The 25,900-nt window shown below is 48.0% G+C and carries 22 protein-coding genes and 2 pseudogenes; 9 read left to right on the top strand and 15 right to left on the bottom strand.

Annotation, left to right across the window (positions count from 1 at the left end; genetic code table 11):
- Positions 1-182 precede the first annotated feature (182 nt).
- Positions 183-650, top strand: coding sequence for a hypothetical protein (locus PKOR_RS04260; RefSeq protein WP_046309316.1), 468 nt, complete (start codon positions 183-185; stop codon positions 648-650).
- A 108-nt stretch (positions 651-758) separates the two neighbouring features.
- Here the strand turns inward: PKOR_RS04260 and nth are convergent, their stop codons facing one another.
- From nth to PKOR_RS24360, 7 genes are all read right to left on the bottom strand, one after another.
- On the bottom strand, positions 759-1,442 hold the full coding sequence (gene nth, locus PKOR_RS04255; RefSeq protein WP_046309314.1) for an endonuclease III: 684 nt from the start codon (positions 1,440-1,442) through the stop codon (positions 759-761).
- A gap of 20 nt (positions 1,443-1,462) precedes the next feature.
- Positions 1,463-1,693 carry a hypothetical protein gene (locus tag PKOR_RS04250; RefSeq protein ID WP_046309312.1) on the bottom strand — a complete coding sequence of 77 codons (231 nt, stop codon included), beginning with the start codon at positions 1,691-1,693 and terminating at the stop codon, positions 1,463-1,465.
- Positions 1,668-2,270 carry an RNA polymerase sigma factor gene (locus PKOR_RS04245; RefSeq protein ID WP_046309310.1) on the bottom strand — a complete coding sequence of 201 codons (603 nt, stop codon included), beginning with the start codon at positions 2,268-2,270 and terminating at the stop codon, positions 1,668-1,670. Before PKOR_RS04245 ends, PKOR_RS04250 begins: the two co-directional genes overlap by 26 nt.
- 436 nt (positions 2,271-2,706) lie before the next feature.
- Positions 2,707-3,102 carry a group III truncated hemoglobin gene (locus PKOR_RS04240; protein WP_046309309.1) on the bottom strand — a complete coding sequence of 132 codons (396 nt, stop codon included), beginning with the start codon at positions 3,100-3,102 and terminating at the stop codon, positions 2,707-2,709.
- Between the two features lie 200 nt (positions 3,103-3,302).
- Positions 3,303-3,641 carry a hypothetical protein gene (locus tag PKOR_RS04235; protein ID WP_046309307.1) on the bottom strand — a complete coding sequence of 113 codons (339 nt, stop codon included), beginning with the start codon at positions 3,639-3,641 and terminating at the stop codon, positions 3,303-3,305.
- A gap of 459 nt (positions 3,642-4,100) precedes the next feature.
- Positions 4,101-4,223 (bottom strand): 30S ribosomal protein THX, encoded by a 123-nt coding sequence (locus tag PKOR_RS24005; protein ID WP_071843109.1) that lies wholly within the window; start codon positions 4,221-4,223, stop codon positions 4,101-4,103.
- Between the two features lie 104 nt (positions 4,224-4,327).
- On the bottom strand, positions 4,328-5,362 hold the full coding sequence (locus PKOR_RS24360; RefSeq protein WP_052738717.1) for a hypothetical protein: 1,035 nt from the start codon (positions 5,360-5,362) through the stop codon (positions 4,328-4,330).
- Between the two features lie 419 nt (positions 5,363-5,781).
- Between PKOR_RS24360 and uvrA the strand changes: the two genes are divergently transcribed.
- Positions 5,782-8,589, top strand: coding sequence for an excinuclease ABC subunit UvrA (gene uvrA / locus PKOR_RS04225; RefSeq protein ID WP_046309305.1), 2,808 nt, complete (start codon positions 5,782-5,784; stop codon positions 8,587-8,589).
- A 327-nt stretch (positions 8,590-8,916) separates the two neighbouring features.
- Here uvrA and PKOR_RS04220 read toward each other — a convergent pair whose 3' ends face one another.
- Together PKOR_RS04220 and PKOR_RS24975 are read right to left on the bottom strand one after the other, a co-directional pair.
- Complete coding sequence (locus tag PKOR_RS04220) at positions 8,917-9,318, bottom strand: transposase (RefSeq protein WP_158453738.1); 402 nt, start codon at positions 9,316-9,318, stop codon at positions 8,917-8,919.
- 2 nt (positions 9,319-9,320) lie between these two features.
- Positions 9,321-9,608: a hypothetical protein gene (locus tag PKOR_RS24975; protein WP_046309302.1), complete on the bottom strand. Its 288-nt coding sequence runs from the start codon at positions 9,606-9,608 to the stop codon at positions 9,321-9,323.
- A gap of 331 nt (positions 9,609-9,939) precedes the next feature.
- On the opposite strand from PKOR_RS24975, the gene PKOR_RS24970 reads away from it, so the two are divergent.
- The 7 genes from PKOR_RS24970 to PKOR_RS04180 all read left to right on the top strand — a co-directional run bounded on the left by PKOR_RS24970 (position 9,940) and on the right by PKOR_RS04180 (position 19,459).
- Positions 9,940-10,077: a hypothetical protein gene (locus tag PKOR_RS24970; protein ID WP_158453737.1), complete on the top strand. Its 138-nt coding sequence runs from the start codon at positions 9,940-9,942 to the stop codon at positions 10,075-10,077.
- 236 nt (positions 10,078-10,313) lie between these two features.
- Positions 10,314-11,075: a triose-phosphate isomerase gene (gene tpiA, locus PKOR_RS04205; protein ID WP_046309300.1), complete on the top strand. Its 762-nt coding sequence runs from the start codon at positions 10,314-10,316 to the stop codon at positions 11,073-11,075.
- A gap of 88 nt (positions 11,076-11,163) precedes the next feature.
- Entirely contained in the window at positions 11,164-11,514 is a 351-nt protein-coding gene (locus tag PKOR_RS04200; RefSeq protein WP_052738716.1) for a 7(1) septoil knot domain-containing protein, read from the top strand.
- Between the two features lie 9 nt (positions 11,515-11,523).
- Positions 11,524-12,351 carry a 50S ribosomal protein L11 methyltransferase gene (gene prmA / locus PKOR_RS04195; protein WP_046309299.1) on the top strand — a complete coding sequence of 276 codons (828 nt, stop codon included), beginning with the start codon at positions 11,524-11,526 and terminating at the stop codon, positions 12,349-12,351.
- A 44-nt stretch (positions 12,352-12,395) separates the two neighbouring features.
- Positions 12,396-17,177, top strand: coding sequence for a hypothetical protein (locus PKOR_RS04190; protein WP_046309297.1), 4,782 nt, complete (start codon positions 12,396-12,398; stop codon positions 17,175-17,177).
- Between the two features lie 171 nt (positions 17,178-17,348).
- Positions 17,349-17,996 (top strand): glycerol-3-phosphate 1-O-acyltransferase PlsY, encoded by a 648-nt coding sequence (gene plsY / locus PKOR_RS04185; protein WP_046309296.1) that lies wholly within the window; start codon positions 17,349-17,351, stop codon positions 17,994-17,996.
- A gap of 98 nt (positions 17,997-18,094) precedes the next feature.
- The gene (locus PKOR_RS04180) at positions 18,095-19,459 is read left to right on the top strand and encodes a dipeptidase (protein ID WP_046309295.1); all 1,365 of its coding nucleotides are present in this window, start codon (positions 18,095-18,097) and stop codon (positions 19,457-19,459) included.
- 57 nt (positions 19,460-19,516) lie between these two features.
- Here PKOR_RS04180 and PKOR_RS24350 read toward each other — a convergent pair.
- The 6 genes and pseudogenes from PKOR_RS24350 to PKOR_RS04145 form a co-directional block, all read right to left on the bottom strand.
- Positions 19,517-20,783 (bottom strand): annotated as a pseudogene (locus PKOR_RS24350) (IS3 family transposase).
- An 87-nt stretch (positions 20,784-20,870) separates the two neighbouring features.
- A complete protein-coding gene (locus PKOR_RS04165; RefSeq protein WP_046309293.1) occupies positions 20,871-21,533 on the bottom strand; it encodes a porin family protein in 663 nt (220 codons plus the stop codon).
- 122 nt (positions 21,534-21,655) lie between these two features.
- Positions 21,656-22,315 (bottom strand): porin family protein, encoded by a 660-nt coding sequence (locus PKOR_RS04160; RefSeq protein WP_046314068.1) that lies wholly within the window; start codon positions 22,313-22,315, stop codon positions 21,656-21,658.
- 319 nt (positions 22,316-22,634) lie between these two features.
- On the bottom strand, positions 22,635-23,222 hold the full coding sequence (locus tag PKOR_RS04155; RefSeq protein WP_046314066.1) for a porin family protein: 588 nt from the start codon (positions 23,220-23,222) through the stop codon (positions 22,635-22,637).
- A gap of 235 nt (positions 23,223-23,457) precedes the next feature.
- A pseudogene (locus PKOR_RS04150) lies at positions 23,458-24,996 on the bottom strand (YifB family Mg chelatase-like AAA ATPase).
- Between the two features lie 109 nt (positions 24,997-25,105).
- Positions 25,106-25,762 (bottom strand): hypothetical protein, encoded by a 657-nt coding sequence (locus tag PKOR_RS04145; protein ID WP_148561629.1) that lies wholly within the window; start codon positions 25,760-25,762, stop codon positions 25,106-25,108.
- Positions 25,763-25,900 lie beyond the last annotated feature (138 nt).

Raw genomic sequence — 25,900 nt, 5'->3', positions numbered from 1 at the left:
CTTTGTATAGTCCCTTCTAAAGTTGTTTTTTTCTTTCTGTTAATCAATTGGTTATAAAGCAAGTGTTCTTTCTTCCTGCTAAGGATGTAAAACTTGGCACGCATTTGGTAAATGTGTAAAAAAGGACAAAGTTCCGGGCCTGGATTTGCTGCCATTGTACATAATCAAAAGAAAAGAAGAAGATGAAAAAGAATATTCTTATGCTGGCACTTAGTGTGCTGGTTGCAGGTAGCTCTGTAGCACCTGCAGTAGCGCAAGGGGGAAGCAAATCTCGTCAGGAAGTAAAAGCGCACAAAGAAAGAGGTGAGCGCAGAAGTCCGGAAGAAAGAGCTGCAGCCAGAACTGAACGTATGACTAAAGAACTGGGGCTAAACAAGGCACAGGCTAGGAAAGTGGAGGCACTGTATCTGAAGCAGGCAAAAGATAAAGACGCAATGCGCTCTAGGTTCAAAAAAGGAGATAGAAACGCTGATTTCCGTAAGGAGATGATGGCTTCGCACAAGCGCCACAACGAAGAACTGAAAAGCATCCTTGATAAGAAGCAGTATGCTAAATACGAGGAGCAGCGTGAGCAAATGAAAGCCAAACATCAGGAACGTGGTGGTAAAGATAGACGCGGCCACCATGAAAGAAGTACACAGATACGCTAATACATAAACTAAAACAGGCAAGCTAGTAGAGCTTGCCTGTTTTAGTTTACACTTGTTCCTCTGGGGTATATATTTTGAAGAGCTGCAAAGAGCTACGAACACAGCTGTTTAAATACCACCTAACTTATTTTCCGGGTCGTCCGGAATGTTTGGAAAGTTCTTCTGGAAAAATGCGCAGAAATGAGTTAGAGGGCACTCCTCGCATTTAGGTCTACGGGCTACGCAAATGTAACGGCCATGAAGTATAAGCCAGTGGTGTGCCTTTGACACCAGCTCATTTGGTATGTTGGCTACTAACTGCTTCTCCACCTCTAGTGGCGTTTTAGCAGTCTTGGTTACCAAACCTAAACGCTTGCTAACCCGGAACACGTGCGTGTCTACAGCCATAGCTGGCTGGTTCCAGATAACTGATACTATCACATTAGCCGTTTTACGGCCAACTCCCGGTAGTTTTACCAACTCCTCTACCGTGCTGGGTACTTCACTGTCAAATTTCTCCACCAGCATCTTACCCAAACCAGCTAAGTGCTTGGCTTTATTGTTGGGATAGGATATACTTTTAATGTAGGGAAAAATATCCTCTGGTGTGGCTGTTGCCAGGTGCTCGGGTGTAGGGTAAGCCTCAAAAAGGGCAGGAGTTACCATATTCACACGTTTGTCGGTACACTGGGCGCTAAGTACTACAGCCAGTATCAGCTCGTAGGGGTTACTATAAGCCAATTCAGTTTCCGGCTCCGGAAAGTGTTGGGTAAAGTACTCAATCAGGAGCTTGTAACGTTCCTTTTTATGCATAAAAAAAGCTTGCAATCTGGTTAGGACTGCAAACTTAAGCTTTTTGAGTAATTTAATATGTTTTGTACCGAGCGTTCGCTCGGTGCCTTAGCCGCTCCATTGAGCAGCTGTTGCAGCATTAGCAGGTCAGAGCAGCCCTCGGCTAGTTCTGTGTCTTGCATAAACGCTGATTCCAGCTGCGCGCAGGCGTCATCGGCCAACTCGTCATATACATACTGGATCAGCTCATTCTGAGTAGAGGTTTTTATCATACGCAATATCACTTTTAAGCATCTTTTTCCGCAGGTTGATCAGCGCATAGCGCATACGACCCAGGGCAGTGTTGATGCTCACGCCAGTAGCGTCGGCTATCTCCTGGAAGCTCATCTCAGCGTAGTGACGCATCATCAGAACTTCGCGCTGCGACTGTGGCAACGTTTGGATAAGCTCGCGCAAGCGGGCATGCGTGTCCTCTTTAATCTGCAGAGACTCAGCGGAGTCTTCAGAGAAAGACATTGTATTGAACACGTTGCTGCCATCTTCCAGCGTGATCACCGGGCTCCTTTTCTCTTTACGGAAATGGTCGATTGCAAGGTTATGTGCAATGCGGCATATCCACGAAGAGAACTTGCCTTCCTCGTTATATCGCCCGCCCTTCATGGTATGGATAGCTTTGATAAAAGCATCCTGCATAAGATCCTCAGCGGTATACGAGTCCTTTACGATCAGTAAAATAGTAGTGTAGACTTTGTTTTTGTGCCTGTTTACAAGCTGTTCAAACGCACCTTCATTACCTGCGATGTAGAGCGATACCAATGCAGAGTCGCTCATCTGGGTAGTTGTATTCATCTTAAAGCTACATTAGGTTAACGTAGAGCTTTATATCATATTGTAGCGTTTACTTGTTTAAAAACAGTTTTTATTAGAAAGGTAAATCAAATATATAGAACGCCTTTTAGATGTGCAAGATTTAAAGCCGGTATTATGTAAAAAAATGCTCGGCCTTATACTTCTTCTTGCCCCTAAACGTTACGCCGTTTGCCTGTAAAGTGGTATATACGTGAGAAGAGTTAAAGATATAATGCGATCTGTTAAATTTAGTTTTCCACATATATAAAAAGCCTGTGAAGCTAGGTGCAAGCAGTTGATATACTATATCTTATAGTTCTGTAGGCTGGCTTAGCCTCTTAAACTGATAAGGATCATAACGCAGAGAAGCTGAAAAAAGGGAGGCAGTAGCGTGCAATGCTACCGCCTCCCTTTTGATGTGGGGTGAGTGTACTTGTTACACATGACCCATAATCCCTAATAATCCCATTCTCATCTGGAATGTCCGGGCAATACTGTGGGCTTTAAGTTTTGCTTCTTCAGCTTTAGTACCCTCAAAAAGCTCGTCAACCGTCTGCGTAAAGAGGCTTATCCAGCGAGCGAAGTGTTCTTTGTTGATAGGCAGGTTCAAATGCTTAGGGAAGGGACGCCCATTGTAAGCTATACCTCCTATAAGCAATGAGCCCCAAAAGCTGTACATGGTAGGCAGGTGGTGCTGCCAATCTACTTTTGCAACCTGGTTAAAGATTGGCGCGAGCAACTCATCTTCGTTTACGCTGTCATAGAAGGGGTCTATAAGAAGTTTTATGTCTTCTGTAGAAGTTATGTCTTTCTTTATGTGTGCTGTTGTCATGGCCTTCCTAGTATTTGGTTTCTATTATGCAAGTTTAGGTAGGCCCTTGGTCTTATAAAATTACCTTTATTAATGTGTGGCTTAAATGTAGTATTGGGGCTTGAGGAGAAAGAGGAGAAAAGTATAGGCACAAAAAAATCCTTCGAAAGAGCTGAGGGATCTTTGCGAAGGATGATCTTACAAAATTTAATGCCTGCTTGTTACTTCCTGCTGTAGCCTTTCAGGCGGTTGAGTATAAGCAACAGGCGGCGGTTAATATCGCGCTCCTCTACGGGTGTGCATTGTGCGGAAATGTTGCAGGGCTTCTTAAGTTTAGCCTCTACGGCTTTCAGGTGGTCCAGGTAACACTCTAGCGTGGTGCACGAAACATTCTTTAACAGGTCTTCTTCCGCCTCACTTTCTTTCTTCGTCTTCAAGTTTATGGCTTTTGCAATCTCTGTGTTTATAAGTTTCGTTACAGCGTCGTCAGTTGTGATCTCCTGCTGGTACACCTTCCGCTCGATGTTCTCCAACAAATTTCGGATGTCCAGTACTTGCATGGAATAGTGTTTTTAAGTTGAAAATTAGTTTATCAACGTCTTGTTGTCCACAAAGGTACGAGCCTTCAGAACAAGCGTTGGCTTGGAAAAATATACTTTTTAATTTAGTTAAATATAAGCCTCTATCATAACAGAGAGGTTGCAATTTTGTTACTGTGGGCTAACAAAGCTGGCCAGCGGCGGCCTCTGGTGAGCGTGGCCCTTTAGTAAAAATAGGTAAATGTTTATACTTCTGATTTTTAATCATAGTTGCGGAAATTGGTCAGTTTTTACTAAGTTTTTTGGATGTTATTGACCTTTAGTAGAATGCTGCTACAATGTACAATCAATAGCCATGCCAACGTAGTTCAAGCTTGCTCAAGAAGACTAAGGCTGGTTATATGTATTGTGATGCAAAAGGCCCCTGCGCAAGAGCTCATACTCTTGCGCAGGGGCCTTTTGTAAGCCGGTGGGTGCCTTTTATGAATTAGCCTCCTTGTCGGTTGGTTTTGCCTTTAGGTTGTAAGCCTTGCGTGTACGCTTTTTGCCAAAAGTACCTTTAGCAATCTTGCCTTTTCTGGATTTCTTATCTCCTTTTCCCATAGTAAAACGACGGCTTTTATTGGTTTGACAATACAAGCACATACGTATTGCTTAGCACCAAGGATTCTTTAAGATAAGGAATGATGTCTGGTGAAAATTAGTAGCTACTCCAGCACTACCCGTTGTCGCACAACTTCTGCTCCAGCCTCAGCCGAAAGTATAAAGATGCCCCGTAGGTTCTGTAACTGTTGCTGTGTAAGCTGTAGCTTTTCCATGGAGTCTTTCAGAATTTGCTCAAAGACCACTCTTCCAGTAAGGTCCTGTAGTTGTACCCGCACCTGTTGCCAAGGAGCAACGGAAGCTATACTTAATTGGCAATCATCACCGCGGCAGGGGTTAGGAGAGAGCGTTACCTGCAACGACTGTGCTCTTTCCGGAGCATTCACACTTATCACGTTTGAGAACTCATACCTGCCGTCAAAATCAACCTGCCTTAAACGGTAATAGTTAAGGCCGGGTAGCGGATAGCTGTCCAAGTAATCATATTCGATGGTTATAGAGGAGTTGCCATGGCCGTCTACCTTGCCAATCTGCTCAAACGTAGTTCCATCAGCACTGTGCTCCACCTCAAACTTGCTGTTGTTCTCTTCGCTTGCTGTTACCCACTCCAGCTGAATACCGCTTTGGGTGACCTTGCCATCAAAGCTTGCCAGCTCAACTGGAAGTGGAGTGATAGCCAAACACGGATCATTTGAGTCTAAGCGTGCTTGCAGGTCTACTACGTTTGTAGGTAAAGGAAACCGGATGCCAAAGAAGGGAATGCCGATATACCTGAAGGTAGAAACTAAAACATCGGGCGTTGCGGTGAAAAGGGCTCTGTTAACGGGGAGCTCAATAAAAAAGGCATTCTCCTGAAGCTCTTCCCTTGTAACCAAAACTGGAACTCCACCTACCGGAGAGAGAACCAAACCATCTATAGTAGAGCAGCGACCACCTTGGTTTATGAAGGCAGTTAATATAACTACCAGGTTAGTGGAGGTTGGGCTTTCTTCCTGTACAGCAGAGTATGCTATAAAGATACAGTTGTCTTCGTAGAGGCAAACAGCTTCATCAATGGCTTGAGCTTTGGTTTCTGTTGTTGTCAGTAATAGCAGACAGCAGGCGGCAAATAGCCGGAGCAGTGTAAAGATTCTTTTCATAATAGGGCAGCTTGAGGTTCAAACACAAAGTTCAACAGGTGCATACCCAGTTAAGAGGGGGTAAACGGCGGTGTTATATTCAGAGACCTAAGACAATGTGTCTAAGCTCTGATACTGTTGCCAGTTGATAGACTTTCTCCCTCATATGTACGAGTGCGCAAACAGCAAGAGTAGGTTGCAGAAGGGAATTTAGTGAAGCAACTCAAAATCCTCGTTAACCTGTGCCCTTGGAGCAAATGGCAAGGCAGGGACAATGTTTAAATTCTGGGTTGCCTGTCTTGCAATATATTATCACAGTCGCCATTGCAACAAAGCCCTTCTAAAAGAGGTTATCTATTCGTATCTTTACAAATTAAAAATTGGCTTAATATAGCCTCTGTTCCGGCTTGTTATACTTGCTGGAAGAGGCTTTCTAATATATGGCAAATACAACTGCAGATAAACTTGAGGAGCTCGACGCCCGCCAGAACATCATTATAAAAGGTGCCCGGGTTCATAACCTCAAAAACCTAAGTGTGGCGCTGCCCCGCAATAAGTTTATAGTTATTACCGGTCTATCTGGCTCTGGCAAGTCATCATTGGCTTTCGATACACTTTATGCCGAAGGGCAGCGCATGTATGTGGAGAGTTTAAGCTCCTATGCGCGCCAGTTCCTGGGCCGTATGGATAAGCCTGATGTAGATTATATCAAAGGCATAAGCCCAGCCATCGCGATTGAGCAGAAGGTAAGTATAAAGAATAACCGCTCTACGGTAGGTACCAGCACTGAAATTTACGATTACCTGAAATTGCTCTACGCCCGCATCGGCAAAACTTATTCGCCAATTTCTGGTGAGGTGGTGCAGAAAGATACGGTAGCTGATGTAGTGGATTTTGTATTTTCGTTGGAGGATGAGGCTCGTGTTATGATTCTGGCACCGCTACACCAGCACAAGGAGCGTACACTGGCGAAAGAGCTGGACCTGCTGCTGCAGAAAGGCTACTCCCGAATCTATGCTGATGGGCAAGTATACTTTATTGAGGAGCTGCTGGAGGAGAAGAAGCCGAAGCTGGGTAAAGAAGTGTATATCCTAATCGATAGAGCGGTTATTTATAAATCTGACGAAGACCTTCAGTTCAGAATAGCTGACTCAGTGCAGACTGCCTTTTTTGAAGGACATGGCGAGTGCCGTGTGAAGTATAGCAACGAGCAGGAGCGCGTATTTTCCGACAGGTTTGAGCTGGACGGGATGGTGTTTGAGGAGCCGACAGTTAACTTCTTTAGCTTTAACAACCCTTACGGCGCCTGCCAGACCTGCGAAGGCTTTGGTAGTGTATTAGGCATAGATCCGGACCTGGTAATCCCGGATAAGAGCCTGACGGTATATGAAGGAGCTATTGCGCCATGGCGTTCTGAAAAAATGAACGAGTGGCTGCAGCCGCTGCTCAAAAACGGCATCCGCTTCGACTTTCCAATCCACCGCCCTTACAATGAGCTGACAGAGGCCGAGCAGGAACTGCTGTGGACCGGTAACAAATACTTTGCAGGCCTAAATGCCTTTTTTAAAGAAATACAGTCGCAAACGCACAAGATACAGTACCGCGTAATGCTGTCGCGTTACCGTGGCCGTACTGCTTGCCCCGACTGCAAAGGTTCGCGTCTGCGCAAAGATGCCAGCTACGTAAAAGTAGGCGGCAAGAGTATAACCGACCTGGTGCTGATGCCAATTACGCAGGTACTGCCGTTCTTCCGCAATCTGCAGCTAACAGAGCATGAGCAAAACGTGGCCGAGCGTCTGGTCACGGAAGTAACTAACCGCTTAAGTTACTTGGAGCGGGTAGGGCTGGGGTATCTGACGCTCAACCGCCTCTCTAATACTTTGTCTGGTGGCGAGAGCCAACGTATCAACTTGGCTACCTCATTGGGTAGTGCCTTGGTGGGTTCTATGTACATTCTAGATGAGCCAAGTATAGGACTGCACCCGAAAGACTCGGAGCAGCTGATAGGTGTACTGCGCTCGCTGCAGCAGATGGGCAATACCGTAATTGTGGTTGAGCACGAGGAAGAGATGATGCGTGCCGCTGACCAGCTGATCGATATAGGGCCAGAGGCTGGATCCGGAGGTGGTAACTTAATGTTTCAGGGCACTTTTGACGAAATCACAACCAAGGCTGATACCTATACAGGCAGATACCTGAGTGGCCGTATGGAAGTGCCGGTGCCGGCGCAACGCCGTAAGTGGCGCAATGCCATAGAGCTCATCGGGGCGCGGGAAAATAACCTCAAGAACCTGAACGTGAAGATACCTTTAGGTGTGATGACCGTGGTGACAGGTGTAAGTGGTTCTGGAAAGTCTACGCTTATCAAGAAGATTTTGGCTCCGGCTATGCAAAAGCTGCACGGTACAACTTCTGAAGCTACAGGTAAGTTCGATAGACTGGCAGGTGATTTTAATAAGATAGAGCATGTTGAGTTTGTGGACCAGAACCCAATTGGTAAATCGTCGCGTTCCAATCCAGTAACTTACGTAAAGGCTTACGATGCGATCCGTACGCTTTATGCCGATCAGCCGCTGGCTAAGTCGCGTGGCTTTAAGCCGTCGCACTTCTCGTTTAACATCGAAGGAGGTCGCTGTGAAGTATGCCAGGGCGAAGGGCAGGTGAAGATCGAGATGCAATTTATGGCTGATATCTACCTGACTTGCGAGAGCTGCCACGGACAGCGCTTTAAGCAGGATGTGCTTGATATCAAGTATAAAGACAAGAGCATTTCGGAGGTACTGAACATGACCATTGCCGATAGCATCGACTTCTTTGCTGACCAATCAAAAATCATTGAGAAGCTAAAGCCGCTGAACGATGTGGGGCTAGGTTACATTCGCTTGGGGCAGTCAAGTAATACGCTATCTGGTGGCGAGGCGCAGCGCGTGAAGTTGGCGTCATTCCTGACCAAAGGAGCGCAGCCGCACCAGGAGAACATCCTCTTTGTTTTTGACGAGCCTAGTACTGGTTTGCACTTCCATGACATCAGCAAGCTACTTACCTCGATCAATGCACTTATCGAAAACGGCAATACTGTTGTGATCATTGAGCACAATATGGATATAGTGAAATGTGCCGACTGGATTATAGATCTTGGCCCTGAGGGAGGTACAAATGGCGGTCACTTGTTATTTGAGGGTACACCAGAAGAGATGGCAAAGCTGGAGGATAACCACACCGCCCGCTTCCTGAAGGACAAGCTGTAAGTGAAAGATCAGGTGTAAAAAGCCGCTGCAAGTATAAATGCAGCGGTTTTTTTGTTTTACCTCTCCTCAGCCCTTCCCCTAAAAACAGGGGCGCGAGCTTTGCAGTACCGGGTCCAGCCACCGCTGGCCCCTCCTTGTCTAAGGAGGGGAATTATGTTCAAGCTCCGTCAGTTGTAGCTAACTGCACCTGATCCCAGTCCTTGGGTTGAGCGCCTCGAGAGGTTCCGGTGACAAGCGATAGCCAGGCATTGCGACGTAGGAGCAAAGAAAAGCTCCCGGCGCGATGCCCTTGTCGAGGGCCCCTACCCACTACTGTGAGAAACCTGCTCATGTGACGAAATTCTCCATTTTAGCGGGGTCCCCGCCGCAGAGCAGCACGATTTGCCGGACTATTTCTGTGTCCAATTCCTGGGCGAAGCGCAGCTTGGCGCGCCGGTCGCTGTCGAGCTTGCGGTAGACGATGGGCAGCAGGGCCACGATCAGGGTCATGCTGCCCATGACCTGGATGCCGTTCACGTCCCGGGTGACCAGGTGCCCGGGCTGCAGGCGCTGCTTTAAGAACTTGATGAGCCCCTCGATCTGCCAGCGCTCCTGGTAGATGGCCGCCACCTGGTAACTCTCCAGCCAGGCGATGCTGGTGACAAACCAGATCTCTTCCCCCGAGGCCTCCACCCTGGCCCTGACCAGCCGCAGCGGCCTGCCCGCGTAGTGGCCGCCCCGCTCCCGCAAGCTCACCCAGGCGTCACTGTGGACGGTGACGGCGGCCGCTGCCCCACTGCCAGGGGCTCCCGCTCGAGGTAGTGCACCCCCACGACAAAGAGCCGGCCCTGCTCGTCGAGCTGGGCCAGGGCGCAGCCCTCGCTCAGGGCCCGGCTGGTGCGCGTGCTCCACCCCACCAGCCGGGCTGAGACGGCGATCAGGGTCGGGTCGTAGCGCACCAGCGCCCGCCCCTGGCCCAGGTGGCGGTTGAAGCGCTCAAAGAGCAGCTCGAAGATGGCCCGGAAGAAATCGGGCCGCATGGTCACGATCCGGTCCCGGATGGAGTTGTGGCGCGTGGTCTGCCCCTGCTCCAGCTCGGCCAGGGTGCGGAAGCGCAGCGAGCAGAAAGGTCCTCCATCACTCGCAGGCTGGCCCGCCCGCTGAGCTTTTTGACCTGGTGGTCCACACGTGTCTGGGCCGCCAGCAGCGCCAGGTCCTCATCGGGAACAAACGCCAATATGTCCTTTACCTTCATCTCTGCCTCCTTCTATACATACCCGCTATAGAATACGTACCTAAAAAGGTTTCGAACAGTAGTGGCCCCTATCCCCAGGACGAGGCCACCCGGCCTTGAGCGCACCACAGCCGGAGGTGAAACGAGCAGTAAGTAAAGCAGAGGATGAACAGCAGCAAGAAAGGGTAGCTTACCTCAAGCTGCATAAAGCAGTAGCTGTGAAGTATAGCCGAAGTTCAAAGTATAGCTTACGCGGACGTGGAGACCCACAGTAGAGATTTCCAAACACGGATGTCCAGAGCAGCAAGTCAGCAAGTATGGCTCAGCAAGCCAACTGAGATATCAGCCTAAAGAGATGAGGAGCAGCCATGCAATATGCTACTCCCCAAAACACCTGTACTCAAACTCACACAAACTATAACTGCGACGGGTACGCCAAATTTTCCTATCTTGCCGTAAAGCTTCGGAGCAAGCAAACCAAAGTATATCCATCATCAACAAAGTATAAAACATGAGAAAACGAATTGTTGCAGGCAACTGGAAAATGAATAAAACAGCCGAAGAAGCGCTGACGCTGGTTTCGGAGATCGATAATATGGTGAAAGACGAGGTGAACAGTGATGTGACTGTGCTCGTAGCGCCTCCTTTCCCGTTCCTGCAAAGTGTTGGCAAACTGCTGCAGGGCAACGATAAGATGCACCTAGCTGCACAGAACGTAAGCGAGCACGACAGTGGCGCTTATACTGGCGAGGTTTCGGCTGCCATGCTGAAGTCTGTGGGTGTGGAGTACGTAATTATAGGCCATAGCGAGCGCCGCCTGTACCACCACGAAGACGCGCAAACGCTTTACAAAAAGATGAAAGCTACCATTGCCAATGGAATGAAGCCGATCTTCTGCTGCGGTGAATCACTGGAGGAGCGCGATGCCGATCGTCACTTCGATTTCGTAGGTAAGCAACTGCACGACAGCCTCTCTTACCTGAGCAACGAAGAATTTGACCAGGTGGTGATAGCTTATGAGCCAATCTGGGCGATAGGTACAGGCCGTACTGCCAGCAGCCAGCAGGCACAGGAAATGCACGAGTACATTCGTGAGCAGATTTCACGCATGTTCGATGCTGAGGCTGCTTACAATACCTCTATTCTTTATGGCGGTAGCTGCAACCCGGGCAACGCAAAAGAGCTATTCTCTCAGGCCGATGTGGATGGCGGTTTGATTGGGGGAGCTTCTCTTAAATCCAGAGATTTTACGGATGTGATTAAATCTATCTAAAATACAATAAGAAATTATTAAAAAGGTCGCTCACCTGTTAAGGTAGCGACCTTTTTTGTATCTTGCCTATATTTTAACTTACTAATATATGCAGCCACTGTTCATACTTTGGATGGCGTTGTTGCCTTATTTAATGCCTGCTACAGAAGCAGTAGGGCGCAACCATTGCCAGGTGTACGGCTCTGTATACCTGGAACGTAACCCTATGTATAAAAACACCGCCTCGCATGTGGTGTACCTGGGGGAAGAGGAGGCTTTTGCCAATATGGTAGTGTACCGCGAAAGCAACAAGCTTTTTGCCGATGCGCCAGCTGTTTGGTACTTAACTCCTAATAAAGCTTTTGCCGACTACGTGCTGTACGTAACAGAGCAGCGCTACCAGGCTGATTTTACTGTGCATTTTACCGATGCTCGATCTTTTGCTACTTGCCGCGAATAATTATTTACCATGGATTTTATAGAAGTAACTTTAAAAGTAAACGCAGACTTTGCGGACATACTTACAGCCGAACTCGGGGAGTTAGGCTTTGATGCCTTTGTGGAGACGGAAGACGGTTTCAGTGCTTACATTGAAGAAAATAAGTACAACCAGCAGGACCTGGAGGATACTCTTAATCGCTATGCCGACTTTGTGCAGGTAGAGTATACAGTGCAGAAAATCGAGCGACAGAACTGGAACGAGGAGTGGGAGCGTAACTTTGAACCGCTATTTATTGGCGGTGAAGTGTCGGTGCGTGCCTCTTTCCACGAGAAGCCTTCCAATGCCAAGTATGACATTGTTATCAATCCGAAGATGTCTTTCGGCACAGGCCACCACGAAACCACCACACTCATGATCGAAAATCAGCTGACGATTGATCACCAGGGCAAGCGTGTGCTGGACATGGGCTGCGGGACCGGTATTCTAGCCATTATGGCTGGGGAGCTGGGGGCCTCTGAGATTGTGGCTGTGGAGATTGAGGACTGGACAGTGGAGAATGCTCGCGATAATGCTGAGCTGAACGGTTACGGTAATATAGATGTGCGACTTGGTGGTGCTGAGACAGTTACAGGAGAAAATCCTTTCGATATTATACTAGCCAATATCAACAGAAACGTTCTTCTGGAAGACATGCCTGCTTATAAGGCAGTGCTTAAGCCTGAAGGCTGGCTGTTGCTGAGCGGCTTCTATACAGAAGACTTGCCAATGATACAGCAGCGCTGCGAAGAGCTGGGGCTGAAGTATGAGTCGCACCGGGTTAAAAACAATTGGGTATCGGCCATCTTCAAAGCATAGTTTAAAAGTGTAGTTTACCAACCAATCATCCAACCCCTACCTTTATGAAACAACTTTTACCCTTCGTCTTTTTTTTAGCAGTACTAACAGCGCAGGCACAATCACAGACAAAGCTATCGACAGAGCCTGCCGACTTCGTAGGAGATGTGAAAGCGATGTTGGTGGCGGGTAAAGTTGAAAACGCCGAGGCACTTTCCGCTGACTTGGAAGAAGTATGGAGCAGCGGAAAGCTCTCTTCAAAGCAGAAGACTGAAGTGATTGACATTGCTCAGCGCATGTACCGTAAGCGAATGCGCAGCACTCCTCACTTCTCAGACTTCTTCACCACCCTTACGGCAGGTATAAAAAAGCAGAATCTTCGTGCGGATCAGCTCGATAACCTGCTGGAGGTTACAGGCAAAGCTGTGAAGCAGGAAGACACGAAGCGCCTCGAACAATTTCTGCGTACCACCAGCCTTTACATGGATCAGAACAAGCTGTTCCAGAACTCTTACTACAGCCTTAGAACCTCTGGCGGTAGTTTTAGCTTTGCCTATGAAGGGGGCAGCAAGCCAGTTGAGGAGCAGGAAGACAATGCCGGAGCTTGGGATAGTGTTTCCTGGGATGATGAGGTAAGTACAACAGAAGAGGAAACCTGGGTAGATGATGGTTGGGGAACGGCAACTCCACAGCCAAAAAAAGAAGAAAAGAAAGTTAGCGCACAAAAGCGCCTGGAAAGCCTGAAACGACAGTTTGTACCTACCATGCCTAAAGTATCAGGTCCGGTGCTGAAGCTGGATAAGGTAGCACTGGTGTTTGTTACGCCATGGGACTCGGTTGCTATACAGAATACAGGTGGCCAGTTAATGCTGGCGCAGAATGTGTTTGTAGGAGAGGGCGGAACGTTTGATTGGCAGGTGAAAGAGCAGCCAGCCAGTGCTGAGCTAGGTAAGTATAGTTTTAACACAAGCTTTGCAGGTTTCAAGGCACCGGAAGTAAAAGTAAACTACTCAACAGTACTGGCAGCCCCTGTGGAAGGCGCATTGGAATGGATGAGCAGCAAGCGCAAGACAGGCAACTATCCTTACCCCAAGTTCACCTCCTTTACAAGTGATGCCCGATTAAACAATCTAGGCGGTAATACTGCCTATACTGGCGGGTTTTCACTATCAGGTAATATAATAGGTAGCCGCCCGCTGGATGGTAGCTTATCGCAGTTGGTGGTGTCGTACCAGGGCAAGCGCAAGTTTCGCACCTTGGCCCGCAACTATACTTTTGAGGATTCGCTGGTGCTGGCAAACCGTGCAGCGGTGGCGGTGTACCAGGAAAAAGATTCGCTGACGCACCCTGCTATGCAGCTGCGCTACTCTCGCGTAAATCAGAACTTAACCCTCACAAAAGATAAAGGTCCCTACGCCCGCACCCCATTCTACGACTCCTACCACAACCTGGAGATAACAGCGGAGCGGGTACACTGGAACCTGAATCAGCCGGAAATAGAATTCTCCATCCTCAACACTAAAACGTTGATTCCGGTGCAGCTGGAATCAACAGAGTACTATTCTAATGAACGTTACCAGCAGTTGGTAGGCATCGCGCCTTTCCATCCGCTGCAGGTGTTGGTTGGCTACGGAGCAAAGATAAAATCAAGTACGTTTTATACAGCTGATGTAGCCCGTGCCACTCGCCTGGATGAGAAAGCCGTGCGCGAAGCTGCTCAGGTAATGTCTTACCAGGGCTACCTGGACTATGACCCGGCATCGGGTTATGTGCAGCTCAAGAACAAGGCATGGCATTATGTAGGAGCCTCCCGCGATAAAAATGATTACGACCACATCGTGATAAAATCGGTGGTGCCCTCTGGCCGTAATGCCACCCTAAACCTGGAGAACAATAAGCTTACAGTACGAGGGGTCAACAAAATCCTGTTTAACAACGACACTGCCAGCGTGTTCATACTGCCGCGCCGCCAGGAGGTGCACATCCTGAAGAACCGAGATATTGAGTTTGATGGGCAAGTGTATGCTAGTCGCCTTGCATTAAGAGGTAAGGAATTCAGGTTTAACTATGATGAATTCTCTATAGATTTGGCCAAACTGGACACCATCGCTCTAGTGTCTAAAAGAAGAGGAGCGAGAGCAAGCAAGGTGCCAGAGCAGGTGCTAACGAGCAACAGCGGCGGAAACTTGTCAGGCAAGCTCTACATTAACAAACCAAGTAACAAGTCGGGGGAGAAGTTCCTAGCAGAATATCCGAAATTTGATGCAGTGGCAGGTGCTCAGATGGCCTTTGCACGACCGGACGTAGCAGGTGGAGCCTACGACAGCACCGTATACTTCGATATGCCGCCGTTCAAACTCGACAGCTTAAGCTCTGGCAAAAGAGTAGTGGCCTTTGACGGCACGTTTAACTCTGGAGGTATTTTCCCGCCGATCAAAACAAAGCTCCAGATGATGCCAGATGAGACACTTGGCTTTTACTACCAGCCATCCGCTCAGGGCTTGGCAGCCTACGGTGGGAAAGGTGTGGTTTATGACACCATCATGATGAGCTCGGCAGGTATTCAGAGCAAAGGCAAGCTGCAGTACCTATCAGCTACCTTGCAGGCTCCAGTATATACTTTCTACAAGAATGGAGCAGTAGCCGAAGGAGGCACCGAAGTAACGATCAAGGAGGCAACAGTAAACGGAACAGCCTACCCAGTAGCCTCTCTAAAGAAGTTTAACATGAACTGGCAGCCGCAAGCAGATACTATGTACCTGCAGACAACGGACGAGCCTATGAAGGTTTATAAAGAAGGCTACACCCTTGCCGGAGTAGCCAAACTTTCGCCAGGAGGCTTGTACGGAAGCGGTGTGCTCGATAATGCCAACGCCAATGTTACATCACCTAAGTTCTTGTTTGGGCAGCGTAGCTTTAGTGGCAATAATGCCCAAATGCTCGTGAAATCTGACGTGGAAGGTCGACCAGCCGTTAAAGCCTTGGATGTCGCTTTTACTTATGACATGACCACCGGTTTTGTAGACTTTGAGAGCGAGCAGAAAGGAGCCGCTAGTATGGAGTTCCCAAAAACACAGTACAAAACTTCAATGAGCAGCGCCCGCTGGGACATGAATACGCAGAAGGTAAGCCTAAAGGCAGATGAGAACGGAGGTAAAAACTGGTTCTACTCACAGCACCCGGAGCAGGAAGGTTTAAAGTTTATGGCCGATGGCGGCGAGTATGGGCTTAAAGAAAATACCTTGCACGCTACAGGTGTTCCTTACATAGCCGTGGCCGATGCGTTCATAATGCCAGACAGCGGCAAAGTTGCTGTGTCGGCAGATGCCACCATGCGTACACTTAGAAATGCGAAAGTACTAGCCGACTCCGTACAGCAGCACCACAAGATGTATAGCGGTAATATTGACGTGCTATCGCGCTTGGCTTTCAAAGGAGATGCCGTGCATGATTATTACAATGCCGCTGGCGACTCTTTCCGGTTAGTTTTTGCAGACTTTGTGTACGGTAACCCTCAGCAGAAAAAGAAACCTGTTTATACCTATGCTACTGCTACCTTGGACGAAGAAGTGAAGCCATTCTACATCTTCCCTAGAATTATGTATCGAGGAAAGGCTATCCTACAGGCGCCGAATGCACATATGGACTTTGATGGAGAGGTAAAACTTAACTTTACAGGTAATCCGAACGATTCCGATTGGTTCCCTTACAAGAAAGACACGCTTAACCCGACTAACGTTCGTATACCAATCCTGAAACCAAAGGCAGCAGACGGTTCTCCTCTTCATACTGGTCTACATGTCGCAACCGGCTCAGGCAAGTTGTACAATACTTTTGTTTCCAGAAAACAAGGGGCAGAAGACCTGGATCTCTTTACAGTAGATGGGCTGTTGTCTTATGATAAAGCAAACAGTGAGTTCAAAATCGGTAGGGAAGCCAGAGCTTACGGGAATGCTTATGAAGGCAATGTGCTACGGTACAACGAAACCTCTAACACCATCCATTTCGAAGGAAAGCTTAACCTTTTAAAGTCGAACAAGAATTTCGGACTGGAGGCATCCGGTAGTGGCGATGCAAATGTTGACAGCAGCCGCTATGAGTTAAACACCTTTCTGGCATTTGATATGAACGTGCCATCACAGGCGCTCAATGCCATGGCTGGCAACCTGCGGGGTAATGCAGTTGGTATTTCTACCCTAAGCACTGCTGATGAGCGTATGCTGTACAAGCTAGGTGAATTTATTGGGGACAAGGAAGTGCGTAAGTATAAAGAGCAATCCATGATAAACTATGTGCCGCTGCCTAAGCTATCGAAGAAATTAGAGCGCAGCCTGGTATTAAGTAATGTTGATCTGCGTTGGTCGAACGAGCAGAAAGCATGGTATAGTGTAGGCGGTATTAGTGTTGCCAGCAGCTTGAAAGATGACATTAACGCCAGCATGAACGGTTACCTGGAGATGAAGCAGGATATGCATGGCGAGCCTGTCGTAAACCTGTTCCTGCAGGCTGATCCGTACACCTGGTACTACTTCAGCTATTTCGAGAATGGCCTTTCTATGGTTTCCTCAGATGATAAGTTTAACAAAGCCGTTAGCTCCAAGTCGAAAGGCAGCCGCGGGTCTAGTGGCAGTTATAGTATCTACGATGGCGCACTGATTGAGAAGAATGAATTCCTGAACTACTTCCAGAACACCTACTTGGGTGGTAAGGAAGGCTTCAAGGCTATAACAGAAAAGGTGGCAAACCAACCAACCGGAAACTTCGACTTTATCTCAGAAGAAGACAGCAAAAAGGAAAAGAAGAAGAAAAAGAAGAAGGAGGAAGAGGAGCAATCAGAAATATTCTGATATAACCAGGAACCCCAAACACCGCGTATAGGTTAAAGGAGCGCTTAAATTCTAGGCAGTGAATTTAGTTTTGCCTATATTTGGGCTCGTTTTTGCTATAAAAAACTGCACCTGCACTCACTATTGTAGGCGGTTAGCAAAAAGCAAACCCGTGGTTCAAATCGAATACTTATGAACATATTACTGATTGCATTATTTGCCATAGCAGCTTACCTGATTGGCTCTATTTGCTCAGCTGTTTGGATAGGCAAAGCCTACTATGGCATCGACATCCGCCAGCATGGTAGCGGAAACTCGGGTGCTACCAACACCTTCCGTGTGTTAGGTAAGAAGCCCGGTGCAATTGTAATGCTGATCGACATTTTTAAAGGTTGGACGGCAACCTCACTGGCAGGCTTTCTGGTTATATTTAATGCCATTGAGCCAGAGAACTTAATAGTTTTCCAGCTGATTTTTGGAGCTATTGGCGTACTGGGGCACATCTTCCCAGTGTATGAGAACTTTGTTGGAGGTAAAGGGGTAGCAACACTTTTGGGTATGATGCTCGCCATTGAGCCGGTAGTTGCCCTGATGTGTATCGCTATTTTTATCGTGGTTCTGTTTACCTCAAAGTATGTGTCGCTGGGGTCTATTATCGCGGCACTTGCCTTTCCGATGCTGTTGCTGCTGGTTCCGCGCTTTCAGCCGGAGAACCCAATCCTGATTATCTTCGGCTTCATACTTTTTGCGGTGGTAGTGCTTACGCACCGTAAAAATATTAACCGCCTGATTGCCGGGGAGGAGAGTAAGGCAAACATAAAATTGGGGCGCAGGCGCTAACCACTACTAAGTATAAAAAATATGACAAGAGCCATCCTGCTAAGCAAGGGTGGCTTTTTTTTGTAACTTTAAGACAAAACAGAGCAAAATAAAACGATATGATCAATCAATATATCAACGACAACAAAGACCGCTTTGTAAATGAGCTGCTCGACATGCTACGTATTCCGTCTGTTAGTGCCGATGCCAGGTTTAAGGCCGATGTACTACGCAATGCGGAGTTTCTGAAAGAGCGACTGCTTGAAGCCGGTGCTGATAACGTGGAGCTGGTGGAAACGCCTGGCAACCCAGTGGTGTACGGAGAGAAAATGGTAGACCCTAATCTGCCAACAGTGCTGGTGTATGGGCACTATGATGTGCAGCCAGCCGACCCTTATGAGCTGTGGAACTCGCCTCCGTTTGAGCCTGTAGTTAAAGATGGAAAGATCTACGCCCGTGGTGCCTGTGATGATAAAGGACAGATGTACATGCACGTAAAAGCGTTCGAAACTATGATGCAGACAGGCACGCTGGCCTGTAACGTAAAGTTCATGATCGAAGGTGAAGAGGAAGTTGGCTCTAAGAACTTGGCTACGTTTGTGCGGGAGAATAAAGACCGTTTGCAGGGTGATGTTATCCTGATCTCTGACACAGGTATGTTGGGTAACGATACGCCATCTATTACAACAGGCTTGCGTGGTATGAGCTATGTAGAAGTGGAAGTTACCGGTCCTAACCGCGACCTGCACTCTGGCTTATATGGTGGTGCAGTGGCAAACCCAATCAACATACTTTGCCAGATGATCGCTTCTATGCACGATGAGAATAACCACATCACCATACCTGGCTTCTATGATAATGTAGAAGAGTTGAGCCAGGAGGAGCGTGCTGAGATGGCCCGTGCTCCGTTTGATCTGGAGAAGTATAAGAAGGCTCTAGACTTAAGCGATGTACACGGTGAGGCTGGGTATGTAACCATGGAGCGTAATTCTATTCGCCCAACGCTGGATGTAAACGGTATCTGGGGTGGCTATACTGGCGAGGGTGCCAAGACTGTTATTCCTTCTAAGGCATATGCTAAGATCTCGATGCGCCTAGTGCCAAATCAGAGCTCAGAGGAAATCACAGAGAAATTTAAAAAGCACTTTAAAAGCATAGCGCCTAAGAGTGTAAAAGTAGAGGTGAAGCCGCACCATGGTGGAGAGCCAGTGGTAACACCAACCGACTCTCCTGCTTACCAGGCCGCTTCCAAAGCTTATGAAGAAACCTTTGGCGTAAAACCAGTGCCGGTACGCAGCGGTGGCTCTATTCCGATTGTGGCTATGTTCAAGTCGGAGCTAGGCCTGGATTCTGTGCTGATGGGTTTTGGCCTGGACTCTGATGCAATCCATTCTCCAAACGAGAATTTTGGCCTGTTTAACTACATGAAAGGTATCGAAACAATACCTCTGTTTTACCAGCACTTTGCTGAGCTAAAGAACTAGGTTTGATATAATGTCTTGTCCTGAAATAGGTTGACGGATTTGAGACGAAGTTACTTTTTAATTTGAGACCTCCAATGCGTTTGTGTTGGAGGTTTTCTTTTTCCACTGCTTTACCTCGAGTTCCTGCTGCCGGTGCATCTGCTCAGGCGTCAGGAGATGGCACGAGAGGTGGGGCCTGAGGGTGTTGTAGATACCCCCTGACTCGGCTATCACCTGCACTGCCTCCAGGTGGTGGGAAAAGCCCCGCTCCAGATCGAACTCGTCCTTTAAAATGCCGTTCACGCGCTCTGCCACCGCGTTCTGGTAAGGGTCGTACCTTTCCGTCATGCTCGGCTTTATCTGGGCCTTCTCCAGCAGCTGCTGGTATTCATCCGAGCAGTACTGCAGCCCCCGGTCCGAGTGGTGGGTCAGGCTGAGGCCGTACTTGTTCTTGCCGATGGCCATCCGCAGGGCCTCGACGGGCCCCTCCGCCCGCAGGTCCCCGGACAGGTGATAGCCCACGATCTTCTTGGAGTAGGCATCGGTGATGAGCCAGAGGTAGCTGTGGCCTTCCCTTGTCGGGATGTAGGTAATGTCCGAGACCCATACCTGCTCGGGACGGTGGATTTTGAGCCCCTCCACCAGGTTCTTGTGCTTTTTCATCCAGTGCTTTGAGTTCGTGGTTTTATGGTAGCTTTTCTTTGGCCTGACCAGCAGTGCCCTGTCGCGGAGGATAGAGAAGAACTTGTCTCTTCCCACCTTCAGTTCCCGGAGCTGCCCCTGCAAGAGGTGGTAGAGCTTGCGGGTGCCCAGCCGCGGCATCTGCAGGCGGACCTGGCTGACCATTTCCACCACCCGGTCGGCTAGCTGCTTTTGCCCCAGAGCCCTTGCCTGCCGCTGGCCTGCCGGCTGTGGCCAAGCAGCCGGCAGGCCAGCGAAAGGCTTATTTGCTCTTTCCGGCGGAGACGTTCCAGGGCCCCGCCACAGGCTTTTTTCGGATCTGGATCCCCATCTGCCCCTCGGCCACGTCAATGATGGTGTCCAGCAGCCTGGCCTTGAGCTCGGCTTCTTTGGCTCTTTTCTCGGAAGCTGCCAGCTGGGCTTCCAGTTCTTTGATGCGTTGGTTGGGTGTCTGGGACATAGCGTTGGGATTGTAGTTCCAAGTTAAGCGTCCGTGCCTGCGAAGCCAAACCAAAACGGTGCTTCTGCCCTGGATGCCGTACTTTTTCTGGGCTTGTTTGTAGGTCAGATCTCCCCGCTCTACCTCGGCCACCACGGCCAGTTTAAAGCCTAAGGTGTAGTCCCGCTGGGTGCGCTTGCTTTTTTTCTCTGTCGCTTTTTCCATAGAAGGTTGGTTTTAGTGTCAACCTATTTCAGGACGGGACATAAGTATAAAAAAGGCCCGGCTGAAATCTCAGCCGGGCCTTTTCGTTTAGCGCAGCATCATTTCGTCTGGAGTAGGTGGGCGAAGTAGGTAGCCAATACTCAACTTAAATCCAAAATTTTTCTGATCCAGCGCTTTTGAAAAGGAGGTAAGTCCGCCTGTGTTGTGGAAGCTTAAGGAGAAACCGTTATCCAACTCTATACCTAGTCCTACGGTATAGCCATAGTCCCAGCGTTCAAAATCATCCATACTTAACCTGTAGTTGCCTAGTTCTGTTGGTGCAGGATCGTCGAGAGTGCTGCGGTCGAGGCGTTTTACCTGAGTAGCTTCGGCAATAAGGTAGCCTATGTAAGGACCACCCTTTACAAAAAAGCCTCCTTTCTGTAGTTTCAGCATTACGGGCAGTGTAATGTAGTGTAGCCGGTGGTCATCGGCAAGTGCCTCTGTCGCGTTTAGAGGGTGTTCATCGTATACAAATCCTTTCTGCTCATACAACAGTTCCCCCTGCACTGCAAGCCTAGATACAAACTCATAGCTTACCACCACTCCACCATGAAAGCCAGCTAGCGTGTTGGTCGTGTTAGAGGAGCCATCGTCGCCCTGCACCTTATAAAGGTTACCACCCACCTTGGCTCCAAAGCGTGTATACTGTGCCTGCACTAACAGCACCGGAGAAAGTATGAAGAGCAGGAGCAGGAGCGTCTTTTTCATAGTAGCAGGGGTTAGGCATTTAAACTTGTTTACTTATGCCGCCTCTAATTGGTTGGTTCATAAAAAAGCCAGCCCCACCAAAAGTTGGCGAGGCTGGCTAAGCAAGACAGGAATAAAAATCTTTATCTACCGGATGGGAAACGCAGGCCTAAGGTAACCATAAACACAGAGTGGCGTGCGTTGGTCAAATCTCCTTCGAAGTTTACGTCCTCATCTACAAAATCTGAGAAGCTACCGTTGTAGCGTACACCCAAGCTTATACCGTTTCTGGACTCAAAACCGATACCTGCGGCGTATCCTACTTCAAACTCAGAAAGGCCTTCTTTGCTCTTCTCGTCGCGGTTTGTGTTCTGTAAGCTGCCATTAATGTATTCTTTAGTTTCGTTATTAACGTTCAGCAGGTAAGATGCCTGCGGACCAGCCTCAAAGTATAGTGGGCCAGCTTTTATACGAGCTAGTATAGGCAGGTCTAAATAGTTGTAGTTAACCTTACCCTCACGTCTGTAGGTTTGATTAAGCAGGGTAAACTCCTCATCGCTGTTCTTGAACCCTTTTCTGGAGTAAAGCAGCTCCGGCTGAATAGAGAAAAACTCATCTACTATCGGGAAATTTAAAATCAGACCGGCGTGGAAGTCGACCTTATTTTCAAACAAGTCCTCATCGCGCAGGTCGCCGGACAAGTTAGAGATGTTAGCACCACCGCGTACACCCAGAGATGCCTGAGCCTGTGCCGCAGTAAACGAAACTAGTGCAATTGCGAGTGATAAAATTAGCTTCTTCATAATCTTGTTAATTAAGTTGTATGTGCCTCTAACGTAGAACATACAGGTTTTAAGGTAATAGAGTTTATTAATTTAACTTCAAAATGGTGCAACTCTCTGGTACTGATTCTATAAAAAATCTGTGCCTAAAGAGGCTGCACTAAACATGCATGCACTGACACACTATCAACAAGCGGGCCAAAATATAGTTTGATTCTATATAGAATCTAAAAATATGTTTGAGGTGAATATTTTACTAGCGGAAGTGATGTATGTAAAAAGTCCGGCGGCGAGCCGGACTTTCCGTTTTCCATAGTTTTATTTTATACTAAAGGCTTCTTTAACGGCTCGGGAACATATAGCCCAGCGTCAGCATAAAGACACTGTTTCTTACATTACCTGCATTGTCATCTTCATAGAGTTTTGTAAAGTCGGCATTGTAGCGCACCCCTACACTTAAGCCAAGAGGAGTGGAGGCCAAGCCTATGCCGGCGGCATAACCAAAGCTGGTGCGTTTTAGCGCATCAGAATCTACATCATAACTAGCATCATCTACTTCTACTTTATCCTGCACCCTAAACGACACCTGCGGACCTGCCTCAAAGTACAAAGGCCCTGCATTGATTTGTGCCAGCACTGGCACATCAACGTAGCTTAACCTGAACTTGAGGTTTGCCAGATCCTCGAACTCTGCTCCTTTCTGAGAGTATAGTATCTCCGGCTTAATGGCAAAGAAATCTTCTACTACAGGCATGTAAGCCATCACCCCTGCATGGAAGCCAAACCTTCTGTCAGCGTCGTCAGCATCATCGCCTTCAAAGCCTGAGTAGTTCACACCAACTTTAACCCCAAAGCGTGTCTGTGCCTCAGCGGTAAATACAGTGGTTAATGTAAGCAGAAGCGTAAGCAGTAATAGTGTCTTTTTCATAGTATGGTTCGTGTAAAGCATGTAAACTAGCTTGGCTTTTATGCCACAGTTGCTATTTGTAAGTGTATTACGCGCAGTTTTCAGAAAAGTATAACACTAGCCTTATATTTTGGCGACATTGTAGTACAATTAAGGGAGTGCAGTTTAAGCAAAAGGCAAAGAAAAAGCGGCAACTAAAAGTAGCTGCCGCTAATGTTAAATTGTTGTTAACAAGTGGGTTATTTGTTTTTGATGCCTAGCCTGCCCAGCCTTCCCTATCGAGGCTTCTGTACTGAATAGCTTCTGCTAAATGTTCAATTTTTATGTCTTGGCTACCGGCAAGGTCTGCAGTAGTACGGCTCACTTTCAGGATGCGGTCATAGGCGCGGGCGGAGAGGCCTAAGCGTTCCACGGCAGTTTTAAGCAGCGTGCGGCCAGCCTCATTTATCAGGAAGATCTCCTTCACCATCTGCGAAGGCATCATTGCGTTGGAGTGGATTTGAGGCACATCTTTGAAACGCTCTGTTTGTACTTCTCTGGCTTGTATTACCCGCTCACGCACCGAAGCGCTGTTCTCAGCTTTGCGGGCGGCAGTCATCTCATAAAAAGTTACTGGTGTTTCCTCCACATGAAGGTCGATTCGGTCCAGCAGCGGCCGGCTTACCTTGTTCAGGTAGCGCAGCACTACGCCGGGAGCACATACACATTCTTTTTCTGGGTGATTATAGTAGCCGCAGGGGCAAGAATTCATACTTGCCACCAACATAAAGTTAGCCGGAAAATCTATAGTGGTTTTAGCACGCGAAATGGTAACTCTGCGTTCTTCCAACGGCTGGCGCATTACTTCCAGTACAGTACGCTTAAGCTCCGGCAGCTCATCCAGAAATAAGACGCCATTATGCGATAGCGAAATCTCACCAGGCTGTGGTACGCCTCCGCCATCTACCAAGGCTACATCTGAAATAGTGTGGTGCGGCGAGCGGTATGGTCGTGTCGTCAGCAGCGAAGCTGCTTCGCCTAGTTTACCTGCTACAGAGTGAATCTTTATCGTCTCTAGTGCTTCATGCATCTATAGTGGTGGCAGAATAGAAGGCAGGCGCTTGGCCAGCATAGTCTTTCCGGCTCCCGGAGGACCTATCATAATCAGGTTGTGGCCACCAGCTGCGGCAATCTCTAAGGCGCGCTTAATATTCTCCTGTCCCTGCACATCTGAAAAATCGGCAGCATGTTGGTCGGCGGTATTGCTGAAAAGCTCGCGAGTATTTATCACGAGTGGCTCAATGTCGCGGGCGCCATCTAAAAATTCTATAGCCTCTAAAATATTGTCCACTCCAATAACATCAAGATTGTTCACGATGGCCGCCTCCTGTGCATTCTGAGCTGGAAGTATAAATCCTTTGAAGCCCTCTTTCCTAGCTTGAATGGCAATCGGAAGTACACCTTTTATAGGGCGCAAAGAGCCATCCAACGATAACTCACCCATAATCATGTACTGTGAAGCTCTGTCAGGTGCTATTTGGCCAGAGGCGGTAAGTATGCCCATGGCAATTGTCAGGTCATAAGAGGAGCCCTCCTTGCGAATATCGGCAGGAGCCATGTTTATTACGACCTTCTGACGCGGGATTTTGTAGCCGTACTGCTTTAGTGCAGACTCTATACGCTGCTCGCTTTCCTTAACGGCATTATCTGGCAGACCTACCAGAAAGTACTTGGTACCAACACTTATGCTAACTTCTACAGTAATGGTGTAGGCATTTACGCCTTGTACAGCGCTGCCAAACGTTTTGATAAGCATGTTTCCTTATTGTGGAAATATAGGTTTCAGAAGATTTTGATGCGGAACAACACGGGTTGTTAATTGATTCCGGTCTATACTTAAATATTTGTGTGTTGCAGCCAATTGCTCATCGAGGCTGATTCAGCCAAGTAATGTCTGGGTACAGAGGCAAGTACACATCAGTCATGTTCTCGCCTTTTCGGTGTATGGTGATGGCTGTACAGAGACTATCCAGCACTGTCACTTCGAAGGCTATCCCCTGCTCCTGGTCGTCATAAATGTACACCTCTTGCTTCTGTTTGTTTAGGTAGTGAGCCAACGGCTGCAAGTTATTAAACTGCTTCCGTATCTCTGATAGCAACATTCCAGTACCAATGCCATTTCTAGTCCGGAACCTTGGTGATGTTACTTGTACCTGCTGTACTTTGGGCTTCTCTGATCTGCCGTCAAAATCTGTTACAGTATAAACTGCTACATAATGTCGGGGCTCCTGAGGCTGTTTAGCTATCCAGAAAGACAATGCTTTTCCCATGGCAGCATCTCCGCTGTCGGGTTTGCCTAACCGCTTTGTTACTGTTTCGGCAGACATACCTAGTCTTATGTGCCCGATACTTTTCCCAGGTACAATCAGGTAGGCAGAGTCCGGTGTGTTGGGTTTGGGTGGAGGTGCGGTAACCACTGTATCTGGTATCGGCACACTGCTAGGCTCCAGTTGGTTATTGCTGCTTTGGTTCTGGCAGGCAAGCAGCAATAGAGCTAAGAGTAAGTATAGCGTGTGCTTCATGATATAATTTGGGTCTGTAAGGCTACTACTTTATACTACGCTAACTGCAGCTGAGGTATACAGTAACTAAAGCCTTAAAAGCAAAATCCGGCTGGCAGAAAACTTGTTTCTACCAGCCGGATTTTATATACTTTCAAG

Source organism: Pontibacter korlensis (assembly GCF_000973725.1).
Taxonomy (GTDB): Bacteria; Bacteroidota; Bacteroidia; order Cytophagales; family Hymenobacteraceae; genus Pontibacter; species Pontibacter korlensis.
This window is presented reverse-complemented; position numbering and strand designations above follow the sequence as displayed.